This window comes from Pseudodonghicola flavimaris (genome assembly GCF_030164425.1).
GTDB lineage: Bacteria > Pseudomonadota > Alphaproteobacteria > Rhodobacterales > Rhodobacteraceae > Pseudodonghicola > Pseudodonghicola flavimaris.
Map to the genome: position 1 here is coordinate 16,365 of NZ_JASNJD010000008.1, position 12,816 is coordinate 29,180.

13 protein-coding genes are annotated in these 12,816 nt (G+C 67.3%); 4 read left to right on the plus strand and 9 right to left on the minus strand.

Going from position 1 to position 12,816, the window contains the following annotated elements; all coding sequences use genetic code 11:
• Positions 1-148: 148 nt before the first annotated feature.
• Entirely contained in the window at positions 149-1,183 is a 1,035-nt protein-coding gene (locus QO033_RS12255; protein WP_284481269.1) for a patatin-like phospholipase family protein, read from the plus strand.
• Positions 1,184-1,237: 54 nt separating this feature from the next.
• Here the strand turns inward: QO033_RS12255 and QO033_RS12260 are convergent, their stop codons facing one another.
• The 6 genes from QO033_RS12260 to QO033_RS12285 all read right to left on the minus strand — a co-directional run bounded on the left by QO033_RS12260 (position 1,238) and on the right by QO033_RS12285 (position 7,055).
• A complete protein-coding gene (locus QO033_RS12260) occupies positions 1,238-1,903 on the minus strand; it encodes a cytochrome b/b6 domain-containing protein (protein WP_284481270.1) in 666 nt (221 codons plus the stop codon).
• Entirely contained in the window at positions 1,896-3,563 is a 1,668-nt protein-coding gene (locus QO033_RS12265; RefSeq protein WP_284481271.1) for a tetrathionate reductase family octaheme c-type cytochrome, read from the minus strand. The genes QO033_RS12260 and QO033_RS12265 overlap by 8 nt, the downstream gene beginning before the upstream one ends.
• Before the next feature lie 201 nt (positions 3,564-3,764).
• Positions 3,765-4,442, minus strand: coding sequence for a DUF502 domain-containing protein (locus tag QO033_RS12270; RefSeq protein ID WP_284481272.1), 678 nt, complete (start codon positions 4,440-4,442; stop codon positions 3,765-3,767).
• A gap of 78 nt (positions 4,443-4,520) precedes the next feature.
• Complete coding sequence (locus tag QO033_RS12275) at positions 4,521-5,435, minus strand: pseudouridine-5'-phosphate glycosidase (protein WP_284481273.1); 915 nt, start codon at positions 5,433-5,435, stop codon at positions 4,521-4,523.
• Positions 5,432-6,331: a PfkB family carbohydrate kinase gene (locus QO033_RS12280; RefSeq protein WP_284481274.1), complete on the minus strand. Its 900-nt coding sequence runs from the start codon at positions 6,329-6,331 to the stop codon at positions 5,432-5,434. Before QO033_RS12280 ends, QO033_RS12275 begins: the two co-directional genes overlap by 4 nt.
• A gap of 103 nt (positions 6,332-6,434) precedes the next feature.
• Positions 6,435-7,055, minus strand: coding sequence for a thiamine phosphate synthase (locus QO033_RS12285; protein WP_284481275.1), 621 nt, complete (start codon positions 7,053-7,055; stop codon positions 6,435-6,437).
• Between the two features lie 183 nt (positions 7,056-7,238).
• On the opposite strand from QO033_RS12285, the gene QO033_RS12290 reads away from it, so the two are divergent.
• Positions 7,239-7,985, plus strand: a complete 747-nt coding sequence (locus QO033_RS12290; protein ID WP_284481276.1) for an RNA methyltransferase — start codon at positions 7,239-7,241, stop codon at positions 7,983-7,985.
• A gap of 31 nt (positions 7,986-8,016) precedes the next feature.
• Here QO033_RS12290 and QO033_RS12295 read toward each other — a convergent pair whose 3' ends face one another.
• Positions 8,017-8,832: an SH3 domain-containing protein gene (locus QO033_RS12295; protein ID WP_284481277.1), complete on the minus strand. Its 816-nt coding sequence runs from the start codon at positions 8,830-8,832 to the stop codon at positions 8,017-8,019.
• Between the two features lie 213 nt (positions 8,833-9,045).
• The gene (locus tag QO033_RS12300) at positions 9,046-9,489 is read right to left on the minus strand and encodes an SH3 domain-containing protein (RefSeq protein WP_284481278.1); all 444 of its coding nucleotides are present in this window, start codon (positions 9,487-9,489) and stop codon (positions 9,046-9,048) included.
• 207 nt (positions 9,490-9,696) lie between these two features.
• Between QO033_RS12300 and ctaA the strand changes: the two genes are divergently transcribed.
• Positions 9,697-10,851, plus strand: a complete 1,155-nt coding sequence (gene ctaA / locus QO033_RS12305) for a heme A synthase (protein WP_284481417.1) — start codon at positions 9,697-9,699, stop codon at positions 10,849-10,851.
• Positions 10,848-12,317 (plus strand): carboxypeptidase M32, encoded by a 1,470-nt coding sequence (locus QO033_RS12310; protein ID WP_284481279.1) that lies wholly within the window; start codon positions 10,848-10,850, stop codon positions 12,315-12,317. Before ctaA ends, QO033_RS12310 begins: the two co-directional genes overlap by 4 nt.
• Positions 12,318-12,356: 39 nt before the next feature.
• Here QO033_RS12310 and QO033_RS12315 read toward each other — a convergent pair whose 3' ends face one another.
• The gene (locus QO033_RS12315) at positions 12,357-12,800 is read right to left on the minus strand and encodes a GNAT family N-acetyltransferase (protein WP_284481280.1); all 444 of its coding nucleotides are present in this window, start codon (positions 12,798-12,800) and stop codon (positions 12,357-12,359) included.
• Between the last annotated feature and the right edge of the window lie 16 nt (positions 12,801-12,816).

Consider the following 12,816-nt stretch of genomic DNA (forward strand, 5'->3'; position numbering starts at 1 on the left):
CGGGGCACGGGCCGGCGTCCTTCGTCTGCGGCACCGGCGGGCAGGGCGGGTCTCTCACGCGCCCGGTGGCCGCCGGTGACGGGACAGGGCGTGGCAGGCCGGGCGCCGTCCGGCGCCGTCGCCGCGAGCTTCAGGAACAGGACAGCAGATGACCGAGACACGCCGGATCAACCTCGCCCTTCAGGGGGGCGGCGCGCATGGCGCCTATACCTGGGGGGTGCTCGACCGTCTGTTGGAGGAGGAGGACCTCGAAATCGCCTCGATCACCGGCACCTCGGCCGGGGCGCTGAATGCCGCGGCCTTCAAGGCTGGGCTGATCGAGGGCGGCCGCGCGGGCGCGCGAGAGAAGCTGGACTGGCTCTGGGGCCGGATGCACGGCATGGGCGACATGCGGCTCAGTCACTGGCTGGGGGTGCTGGAGCCGGCGCAGGTGGCGCAGGCGATCGAATACTCACTGCCCTTTTCGCTGGCCGATGCCTGGTCGCGCATGGTCTCACCCTATGCCTATGGGCCGTTCTACATGAACCCGCTCGAGCCGCTGGTGAAATCGCTCGATTTCGACCATGTCTGCGCCGCCGCCCTGCCGGAGCTGTTCATCTGCGCCACCAAGGTGCACAGCGGCAAGATCCGTGTGTTTTCGGGGGAGGAGATCAGCACCGATGCGATCCTCGCCTCCGCCTGCCTGCCGAACATGTTCCAGGCGGTGGAGATCGCCGATCCCGAGACCGGTGAGCTCGAGGCCTATTGGGACGGCGGCTATACCGGCAATCCGGCGCTGTTCCCGCTGTTCCGCATGGATCTGCCGCCCGATGTGGTAGTGGTCAACATCAACCCGCTGGAGCGGCGCGAGGTGCCGATCACGCCGCAGCAGATCCAGAACCGGATCAACGAGATCAGCTTCAACTCCTCGCTGCTGCGGGAGCTGCGGGCAATCAATTTCGTGCAGCGTCTGATCGACGAGGGCACGGTGGAGCAGGACCGGATGAAACGGGTCTTCGTCCATATGATCGCCGATGACGACCTGATGAACGAACTGTCGGTGGCCACCAAGGTGGTGCCGACGCCGATGATCCTCGGCCATCTGAAGGAGGCGGGGCGCGCCTCGGCCGATGCGTTCCTGTCCGAACACAAGGACAATCTGGGCAAGCGCAACAGCGTCGATCTGGAAAAGATGTTCGGCTGATCGCCGGGACACGGGCAGGGGCGGCGGCAGCCCTCCGGGGCCTGCGCCGCCGGCTCAGTCGCCGCGCGGGCGCAGCCGGCCGGGTTCGTCGGCGGCCAGATAGGCCTCTTCCTCGGGGGTCAGATCGATGGTGTCGAAGCCGGTGATCATCGGTCGCACATGGGCGCGGAACGAATGGCCCACCGTCAGCAGATAGACATGCGCCATGACGAAGGCGGCGATGGCATAGGCGGCTAGCAGATGCAGGTTGGCGACGATCCCCAGCCAGAAGCTGGCCTCCGGCCCGCTGTCCCAGAAATTATAGGTCAGATAGATCACGCCGGTGATCCAGATCAGCGGGAAGAGGACGACCTTCAGCGCCAGATAGGTCAGCGCCTGCAGCGGATTGTGCTTGCGCCAGTAGGCCTTGCGATAGGGGTGGTGTTCGCCCTTGAAGATGCCCCAGGCGTAGAAGCGGGCGACCTTGACCAACCCTTCGCCGGTGGGCAGGTAGTGGCGCCAGGTGCCGGTGGTGAGATGCCAGAAGATGGCGAAGATCCACAGCACGATCAGCGCCCCCGCCGCCAGCACATGCAGCATCACCGCCGGGCCGAAGGGGATCAGCTGATGCAGCCCGTTCACCGCCAGTCCGGTGAACAGCAGCAGAAAGATCAGCGCCATCTGGCTCCAGTGCCAGAAGCGTTCGAAGCGGGGATAGATCTTGACGGAACGTTCAGTCATGGTCCCCGCCCTCCCTGCGGGTGAAGAGCCGGCCGAGCGCGTGGATCAGCAGCGCCAGCGCGGTGGCCGCGATCAGCGACAGCCCGAGGATGCCGGCGCTGCTGAACGGGGTGCGCCCCGGCATGTAGACGCCTTCGATTCCGTTGAGCCGGCCATTCCGGGCGTGGCATTCGGCGCAGTCCAGCGCCTGATCGGCGGGCGCCACCATATGGGTGATCGGCCAGTACATATGGGTGTCGACGAAATCGAAATGGCCCGAATAGGGCGCCCCGGCGGCCTTCATCCCGGCGGCGATCGACTTGCTCCAGTCGTAGTTGCTCCACAGCGCGGTATCGGTGGTGGGGCCCCAGACGTGGTTGTAGACCAGATGCTTCAGCTCGCTGTCATAGGCCTGCTTGCCGATCATCCGCTTGAACGGCCAGATCCGGCTCTGGCCATCCTCGGGGCTGCCGCCGATCCGGTTGACCTCGACCACCTGGGTGGGGTCGATGGTGTCCCCGGCGGTGGTGTATTCGACCTGACCGTTGAACCAGGCGTAATAGGGGGTGACGTTCTCGCCCCACTGGAAATCGCCCTTGATCGACAGATAGGTGTGCAGCGGCGTGCCGTCGGACTGGATGAATTCCTCCTCGGCATAGGGTTTGCCGTCCTTCAGCTTGCCGGCGGTGGACCAGTCCCAGAAGGTCTTGGTCGCCACCCCGCCGCGCGCGAAGGAGGGGATGTGACAGGTCTGGCAGGCCAGCTTGTTCACATGGTCGTTCAGCTTGACACCCTTGAGCGAGACCGGATGCGGCTGGGTGCCGTGGCAGCTTTCGCAGGTGGCGACATCGCGGCGCTGGTGCGGCATGCCGACGCCGATGGTGTCGAGCACGGTGACGTCATAGCGCGAGCCGGCCCATTGGTGCTGGTTGGTGACGTGGCAGTCGGAACAGACCATGTCCTGGCCCTCGGGCGACATGTGGACATCGACCTCGCGCGCCGGGGAATAGAGCACCGAGGACAGATCGCCGTGTTTCACATTGTCGCCGCCGCCGCCGTAGAAATGGCACTGGCCGCAATTCTCGCGCCCCGGCATGCCGACACTCTGCGCCGCGCGGGCCAGATCGACCGGCCAGGCCTCGGCCCCGGTGATGGTCTTGGTTCCGGGTTTCACCGGGTCGAGCGGCGGATGGCCGGCGCCGGTGGCCGTCTTGGTGTATTGGCCGGAACGGTCGTGGCAAACCAGGCAATCGACGCTGACATCTTCCTGCTGCGGAGACCGATGCATGTCGTCCCAGCCATAGCCGGCGTGGCAGGAGGTACAGCGCGGCTCGTTGCCGACGACATTGCCGCAGAAGGCGTTGATCACATGCCGCTTGCCCAGAAGCTGGCCGGTCCTGGGGTTTTCGAATTCCCAGTTGAAATGGATCGAATGCATCATCTGATCGTCTGCCTCGGTATGGCAGGTCAGACAGGCGCGGGTAACCTCCGGTCCGGAGGCGAAGGGACCCTTGAGGATGTCGAACCGGGTGTGGTCCGCCGTGGTGCCGGCGCCGGGAATCACCGGGGCGGCGCTGTCCTGCGCCCCGGCAGGGCCGCCGGGAGCGAGCCAGAGCCCGATCGCCATCAGCAGGCTGAGCGCCAAGGCGGGCATCCGCTGCCCGAACGTTCTGGGTCGCATGGGAGACCTCCCCGGCTGCCACGACAATATTCCAACTTCGGAATATCAGTGTCGCCCGGGAGGGGGGCGGAGGTCAACGGTCAAGCAACCTAAAGGCGTCCCCTGCGGCGAGACGTCCCGTATTGGCAGCAGGGCCGTGCCGGTGCAGGGGCTTTGGATTCGGCCCGCAATCGACCCGGAATTGGCCCGGAGACGGGAGGATCAGTCTTCCTCCGGCTCCAGCGCCTTGGAATTGGGATAAACAAGCCCGGCGGAGATCACCAGCTTCGCCGCGTCCTCCACCGACATGTCGAGCTCGATCACATCCTCTTCAGGAAAATAGAGCAGAAAGCCCGAGGTGGGGTTCGGTGTGGTGGGCACGAAGATGCTCATCAGCTTGCCGCCGGTCTCGGCCCGGTCGGAAATCTCGCCGCGAGCGGTGGTGGAGATGAAGCCGATCGCCCAGATGCCACGCCGCGGATATTGTACCAGGCAGGCCTTTTCAAAGCTGCGCTCGGTCTGGGCGAAGACGGTTTCCGAGATTTGCTTGATGCCGGAATAGACCGAGCGGACCACCGGCATGCGATCCACCAGACCCTCAGCGAAATTGATCAGCGACCGGCCGATCAGCCCCTTGGCGACCCAGCCGACGATGATGGTGAAGATCAGGAAGATGATGACGCCGACACCGCGCAGGTTGATGCCGATATAGCGTTCCGGCCGCATCTGATGCGGCACCAGCGGCAGCACCACGCCATCGATCCAGCCGACCACGCTCCAGATCAGCCAGATCGTCAGCCCGACCGGGGCGATCACCACCAGGCCGGTCAGAAATGCCCCGCGCAACCGGGCCAGCATCCCGGGTCTGCGGTGCGGTTCCTCGTCAAATGGGCTGTTCATCTGTTTCCCGTCCCTGTGCTTCGGGAAAATATGGTCTTTCCCTTGCCGGTACAATGGGACGCAGAGAGGGATTTCACATCAGTCTGTCAGCTTGCGCAAGGCTTGGGCGATCTGGGCGGCCAGCCGGGCATTGTTACGCACCAGCGCGATATTGGCCTGCAGCGACCGACCCCGGGTATGGGCATAGATCCGTTCCAGCAGGAAGGGGGTGACTGCCTTGCCGGTTATGCCGGCTTCCTCGGCCTCAGCCTGGGCGAAGGCGATGACGGGCCGCATTTCCTCGGCGGTGATCTCATCCTCGACGGGCACCGGATTGGCGACCAGCTGACCGCCGGGCAGTTCCAGCGCGCCGCGGGCGGCATGGGCGCGGGCGATGGCAGCGGGATCGTCCATCCGCAGCGGTGCGGGGAACGGCGAATGACGCGACCAGAAGGCCGGCACCATGTCCTGGCCGTAGACGATCACCGGCACGCCGAGGGTTTCCAGCACCTCCAGCGTCTTGGAGATATCGAGGATCGCCTTGGCTCCGGCCGAGACCACGGTGACCGGGGTCTGCGCCAGCTCCTGCAGGTCGGCGGAGATGTCGAAGCTCTGCTCGGCGCCGCGGTGCACGCCGCCGATCCCGCCGGTGGCAAAGACATGGATACCGGCGTGATGCGCGGCGATCATCGTCGCCGCCACCGTGGTGGCGCCGGTGCCGCCGGTGGCGAGGCAGGCGGCCAGATCGGCGCGCGACAGTTTCGCCACGTTGCGCGACTGGCCCAGCCGCTGCAGCTGTTCCGGCTCCAGCCCGATATGCAGCCGCCCGTCCAGCACCGCGATGGTCGCGGGGGTGGCGCCGGCGGCCCGGATGTCTGCCTCCACCTGGGTGGCGACGGCGACGTTCTGCGGATAGGGCATGCCGTGGGTGATGATGGTGCTTTCCAGCGCCACCAGCGGTTGACCGGAGGATTTGGCGCGTGCCGCCTCGGCCGAAAAGGTCATATAGATCATGGGTCTGACTCTCCTGAGACGAATTTCGCCGCCGCCTCCAGCGCGCAGGCAAGGGATTCGGCCTCTGCCGCGCCGACCAGTTCGGCGGCGATATGGCTGGCCATGAAGGTATCTCCGGCGCCGGTGACCCGGCGGATCGTCACCGTGGGCGGTGTCAGGCTGATCAGCCCCTCCGAAGCGGCGACGGTGGCGGCGCGGGGGCCGTCGGTCACCAGCACCCGGGCGCCGCCCCGGTCGTGGAGCGCGGCCGCCGCAGTGCGGGACTCGGCGAAGCTGCGGTCGCAGAGCAGCCCGGCTTCCTCGAGATTGACATAGAGCGTGGCGCGGGCATGTCCCAGGAATGGCCGCAGCCGCAGCGCCTTGCCGGGAGAGGCCGGTGCCACCCTGAGATCGGCCAGCGCAAAGGCCGGGCTGCCGGCAATCTCGCCCAGCAGATCCTCGGTCAGGTTGCCGTCCAGCGCCACCAATCCCGCAAAGGGTGCCTCCGGCCGGCCCAGCGGCCCGTCGGTCAGCGGGGCGAGGATCCGCGCGCCGGCGGCCTCCAGCGTGTGGGCGGCGGCGATGGCGGCGATCAGCCCGGCGCTGTCCTCGATCGCCATATAGACATCGGTGGGCAGATCGGCGGGGCGGTGGATGTGATCGGTGATCAGCCCCAGCGCGGCACAGGCGGCGATCAGTTCGTCGCCTTCGGCATCGCGGCCTACCGCACTCAGCAGGGTCGGATGCAGCCCGCGCCCGGCCAGCCCGCGGGCGATATTCAGCGCCACGCCCCCCGGCAGCCGGCGGATATGCCCGGGCACATCCGCCCCCGGCCGCATCGGCTGCGGCGCGTGGCCGATCACGTCCCAGAGGACGCTGCCGATGCAGAGAAGCGGGGCAGGCGTGACATCATTCATGTCAAAACTTCTGCCGTTATTCGGATCAACGTGCAAGGGTGCGCGGGCAGGGGCCGCAACCGGCGCGGGAGGCTTTCTCCGTCCCGGGCCGGCACAGACGCGATCAGCCCAGCGGCGCGATCAGCGCCCGGAAGGCGGCGACCGGATCGGCGGCGTCCCAGATTTCGCTGCCGATGCCGAAGAAATCGGTCTGCGGGGCCAGCGCCGCCACCAGCTCGGGCGTCAGCCCGCCCTCGGCCACCACGGGGAGTTCGATCATCTCGGTCCACCACTGGAACAGCTCCGGTTCGGCGACGCTGCCGTCACCGAGCGCCGAGGCGCCGACCGGCCCGAAGGCGACGTAATCGGCCCCGGCCTCGCCCGCGGTCATGCCGTCGTGGCGCGAGGTGGCGCAGAAGCTGCCGACGATCGCATCCGGCCCCAGCGTCTTGCGGGCGGCGCGGACGGAACGGGCGGCATCGCTCAGGTGCACGCCGTCGAGACCCAGCCGCTGCGCCAGCAGCACGTGATCGGTGATCACCACGGCGATATCGCGGGCATGGGCCACCTCGCGCAGCGCATCGGCGGCGCGGGCGATCTCATCCTCGTCGCGGGTGGCGAGGGTCAGGCGGATGCAGGCGATCTCGGCGGCTTCGAGAATCCGGGCGATCCGGTCGGGGAAGGTCTCCGGATCCAGAACGGGCGGGGTGATCAGGTAAAGCTGCGGCTGCTCGGGGGCGTCCATGGCGGCGGTCCTTGGGTCTGTTTCAGCGCGGTGTAGCGGATTGGCGCGGGGTTGAAAACGGTTTTGCGGCGGGCTGGCGGTGGACTGGCGGCGGCGGTTGCAGCCCCGGTGGCGGATCACCCATGCTTGCCCCGGCGGACGCAGGGCAGTAAGGGCAGGCGCAGTTACCCGCAAGGAGCCTTCATGCCCACCGACAGCCCGCAGCCCGCCTTCGTTCTGGTCCGCCCGCAGATGGGCGAGAATATCGGCGCCGCGGCGCGCGCGATGTGGAACTTCGGTCTGGACCGGATGCGGCTGGTGGCGCCGCGCGATGGTTGGCCGAACCCCAAATCCGTTGCCATGGCCAGCGGCGCCGGCCGGCTTCTGGACGAGGCGACGCTGCATGGCGATCTGGCCGATGCGGTGGGTGACTGTTCCTACGTCTTTGCCACCACGGCGCGGCAGCGCGGGCTGACCAAGCCGGTGTTCAGCCCGGAGCGCGCCATGGCGCTGGCGGCGGAGAAGATCGCGGCGGGGGAAAAGGTGGCGGTGCTGTTCGGGCCGGAGCGGGCCGGGCTGGAGAACGAGGACGTGGCCCGCGCCAATGCCATCATCTCGGTGCCGGTGAACCCGGAGTTCGCCTCTCTCAACCTGGCGCAATGCGTGCTGCTCACCGCCTATGAATGGCGCCGGCAGGTGAGCGAGGTTCAGCACGAGGTGACCGAGATGGGCCGCGCCGACTGGGCCAGCACGCTGGAGGTCGAGAAGCTCTCGGAACATTACGAGGAGCGGCTGCAGCAGGCCGGGTTCTTCTTCCCGCCCGAGAAGGCAGAGAACATGAAGATCAACCTGCGCAACCTGTGGAGCCGGATGCGCCTGACCCGGGCCGACGTGCAGATGCTGCATGGGGTCATGCGTCAGATGGTGCGCTGGAAAGAGCGCGGCGACTGATCCGCCGCCGCGCAGAGCCTTTGTCCGGCGGTTACGGCCCCTTGTAGATGATCTTGCCATCGGGCCCGACGACTTCGTCCGGGCCGTGAACCTGCGGCTGTGGTCTCTGTTGCACGCGAGGCTGCTGAAACTGTTGCTGCGGGCGTTGTTTCAGCTGTTGCTGTGGATGTTGTTTCAGCTGCTGTTGCGGATGTTGCTGCAGGTTCTGCCGCGGTTGCTGCTGCATCTGCTGTTGCTGGGGAGCGGGCCGCTGCTGCTTCTGCAACTGGGGGCGCTGCTGCTGTTGCTGCATCTGCTGTTGAAACCGCGGCTCCTGCGATGGCCGCATCTGCAGGTTCTGTTGGTACTGGGGTTGCTGGATCGCCGGTTGGCCGGGCCGCGTGGGCTGGCCGGGCATCGGCCGCACCGGTATCTGTCCCGGGATCATCTGTTGCCCGGGTGTCATGTGCTGCCCGGGCACCATGTGCTGGCCGGGAAGCGGGCGGTTTTGCGGCACCACCACACCGGGATACCGGTGCTGCTGCTCGACCGGCAGCGGCCGCAGGATGATCGGGCGGCCAGGGGTGTGAATATGCCGGGACGGCGTGGTCATCAGGTAGCTGGCGAACACCCAGAGCAGCGCGCCTTCCGGCGTGCGCACCTGGGCCCAGTCGCCCAGCCGGTTGATCATCGTCACCCGGGTGCCCGGACGCAGCATCTGATAGGCGACATAGCGGGTGCCGGGGCCACCGCGGGCGTTCAGCGTGACGCCATCGCGCACGTAAAGGTAGCTGTCGGCATGGGCGGCGACGGCCCCCAGGGCCAGCGAGGTTGAGAGAAGAAGCGGGGCCAACAGTTTGCGGAACATGATCTGTCCTCCTCTGGGCGGGCTGGAGTGCGGGCTCTAGGGCCGGGAGGGGACAGTGTCGACCCCCAAGGCCATCGAACCGCGGGAAATTGCGTTACTTCAGAGTCTAAGCATTTGTGACGCGGATAAAAACCGCCGCGCCGGCCATCGGCCAACTGTGGCCGACGACAAGGCCGTGCCGTCCCCCTGGGATCGGAGCCGGGGGACCGCGGGTCAGGAGTTCGGCTTGCGCGGGGTCTCCTGCTGCGGCGCGGTCGGGGCGGGCTTTTGCGGCTGCTGTTGCGATTGGGCGGCCTGCGGTTTCGCCTGCTGTTGCGGCGGCTGCTTCTGCGGCGCCCGCACCTGTTGCTTGACCGGCTGCTGCGGTGCCGGCGCGGTCTTCGATTGCGGGGCCTGATCCATCAGGTAGCTGGAAAATACCCACAGCAGCAGCCCATCCGCCGTCCGGATCCGGGCCCAGTCGCCCTGCGTCCCGATGACGGTGATCTTGGTTCCCGGCGCCAGCACCCGTTTCGCGGCATAGCTCGACCCGGGGCCGGACCGGGCGTTCAGGGACACCCCCTCGCGGACATAGCGCAGGCTGTCGGCGCTGGCGGTCCCAGTGCTGAGGGCGATGGCGACGGCAAGCGTGACGGGGGTGAGGAGAGTGCGGACCATGGAACGGTTCCTTCTGCGTGGTTTCGGCGCGATACCTCTCTTTCACGCGGCAGCGGCGCGGTTCCGTCGCCGGGGGGGCGAGATTTCCTGCGGGTCCGCCCGGAGCGCGGGTGCCAGGGTCCCGGGGCGGAGGTGCATTGTCTGCGCCCGGCGCCCGGTCTACATGGGGTCTGATACATGTTGGACAGACAAGAGGTTGGCGAGGCGATGGCGACCAAACGCTCTATTTTCGAAGAGGTGGGCGAAGGCAGCAGCCCGGCGGCTCCGGCAGAGACCGGCGTGATCGACCGTGGCCGGCGCGGCGCGCGCCGGGGCATCCGGGCCTGGCTGGCGATCATCTTCGTGCTGGTGGTGGCGATGATCGTCGTCGGCGGCCTCACCCGGCTGACCGACAGCGGGCTCAGCATCACCGAATGGCGCCCGGTCACCGGCGCCATCCCGCCCCTGACCGAAGTCGAGTGGCAGGCCGAGTTCGACAAATACAAGCAGATCGACCAGTGGCGGATCGAAAACCAGTGGATGCAGCTGAGCGATTTCAAATCGATCTACTGGTGGGAATGGAGCCATCGTCAGCTGGGCCGGCTGATCGGCCTGGTCTGGGCGCTGGGGTTCTTCGGGTTCCTGATCGCCCGGCGCATTCCCGCCGGCTGGACCGGGCGGCTGATCCTGCCCGGGGCACTCGGCGGGCTGCAGGGGGCGATCGGCTGGTGGATGGTGTCCTCCGGCGTTACCCAGGGCGAGGGCATGACCTCGGTTGCCTCCTACCGGCTGGCGACGCATCTGGGGCTGGCCTTCGTCATCCTCGGGCTGGTGGCCTGGTACATCTTCCAGCTCGGCCGTGAGGAACGCGACCTGATGCAGGCGCGCCGGCTGCGCGAGGCGAAGCTCTTCTCGCTCTCCACCGGCTGGATGCATTTCGCCTTCCTGCAGATCCTGCTGGGGGCGCTGGTGGCGGGGATCGATGCGGGCCGCTCCTATACCGACTGGCCGCTGATGGGCGGGCAGATCCTGCCGCCCGATCCGTTCCTGTTCGAACCGGCCTGGCGCAACTTCTTCGAAAACCCGGGACTGGTGCAGTTCATTCACCGGGTCAGCGGCTATCTGCTGTTCCTTTTCGGCATCATGGTCTGGCTGAAGGGGCGCCGGTCGGCCCATGCCGCCACCCGCTTCGCCTTCAATGCGGCCTTTGCGGCGCTGCTGGTGCAGGTCGGCCTGGGTATCATGACGGTGATCTATGCCGCGCCGCTGCATGCGGCAATCACCCACCAGCTGGTGGCCGTTTTGGTCTGGGTGCTGATCCTGCGCGCCCGCTTCCTGTCGGCCTATCCCCGGGCGCAATCGGTCAGAGGAGATGTGAAATGACCGCTTTCGACGATCTGATGGCCTTCACCCGCGACACCGTCGCGCTGGGAGAAATCGCCGGCCGGATGGGCTGGGATCAGGAAACGGTGATGCCGCGCGGCGCCGCGCCGCAGCGGGGGGAGGAGATGGCCGCGATCGAGGCGGTGCTGCATGCCCGCCGCTCCGATCCGCGGGTGGGCGACTGGCTGGCGACAGCCGTGGCCCCCGATGCCGCCGGCGCCGCCCAGCTGCGCGAAATCCGCCGCAGCTATGAGCGGACGGTGAAGATCCCCGCCGATCTGGCGACGCGGCTGGCGCAGGTGACCTCGGTGGCGCAGGGCAAATGGGCGGCGGCGCGGGCAGCCGAGGATATCGCCGCCTTCCTGCCGGTGCTGGAAGAGGTCGTCGCGCTGAAACGCGAGGAAGGGGCGGCGCTGGCCGCCGGCGGGCCGCTCTATGACGCGATGTTGGAGGATTACGAACCCGGCACCAGCGCGGCGGAGATCGCGGCGATCTTCGACGCCATGCGTCCACGTCTGGTGGCGCTGCGCGCGGCGATCCTGGAACGGCCGGATCCCGCGGCGCTGAGCGGTTACTATCCGGCCGAGACCCAGCTGCGGATGACCCACGAACTGGCGACGGTGTTCGGCTACGATCTGTCGCGCGGTCGCATCGACAAGGCGGTGCATCCCTTCAGCTCCGGGTCGGGCAACGACGTGCGGATTACCACCCGCACCAATGAGGACGACCCGTTCAACTGCATCTATTCGACCATCCACGAGACCGGCCACGCCTGTTACGAGCAGAACATCGACCAGGCCTATCTGTTGACCGCGCTTGGCCGCGGCGTCTCCATGGGGGTGCACGAGAGCCAGAGCCGGATCTACGAAAACCAGCTGGGCCGCTCGCGCGCCTTCACCGGCTGGCTGTTCGGGCAGATGACAGAGGCCTATGGCGACATCGGCGTGGGCGACGCGGAGGCCTTCTATGCCGCCGCCAACCGGGTGCATCCGGGTTATATCCGCACCGAGGCGGACGAGGTGCAGTACAACCTGCATATCATGCTGCGCTTCGATCTGGAGCGTGCGCTGATGGCCGGCGATCTGCAGGTCGCCGATCTGGAGGCGGCCTGGAACGACCGGTTCCTCAGGGACTTCGGCTACGCGGTCGACAAGCCGTCGAACGGGGTGCTGCAGGATGTGCACTGGTCGGTGGGGCTGTTCGGCTATTTCCCGACCTATGCGTTGGGGAATGTCTATGCCGGCTGCCTGCATGCGGCGCTGCGCCAGGCGGTACCGGATCTCGACACCCAGCTGGCGGCGGGCGACACCGCGGCGGCGACCGGCTGGCTCAGGGACAACCTGCAGCGTCACGGCAGCCTTTATGAACCGCGTGAGATCATCACCCGCGCCAGCGGGGCCGCCCCGACCGAGGCGCCGCTGATGGATTATCTCGAAGCCAAGTTCGGGGCGCTCTACGGGCTGTGACCCGCCCCGGCGCTGCCCTGGCGGGACGGCGCCTGCCGGTCAGCGCAGCGGCTTTTCGAAGAAGACCCGGTGAAAGCCGTCCTCTTGCCGGCGGCCGGTCTCGCGGTAGCCCATCTTCGGGTAGATCGTCAGGTTCGCGACCATCTTCTCATTGGTATAGAGCGCCACGGCCGGCAGCTTCAGTCGTCGCGCCTCCGCCTCGCAAAAGCCGATCAGCGCCTTGCCGATGCCCTGTCCGGCGGCGCTTGGATCGACGGCGACATTCTCCAGAAACATCTGTCCCGCCCTGGGAAAGAACACGATGAAACCGGTCAACGCGTCACCGGTCTCTGCCACATGCACCTGTCCGGCGGCGATCTGGGTCGCGAAATCGGCCACCATCGGCGCCGGCTCACGGCCGATCGCGGCGACATAGTGCCGATAGGCGGCCCGGGCGCAGAGGCGGATGGCGGCTTCGTCTTCGGGGCGGGCAGGGCGAATCATGGCAGGGCTCCTCCGG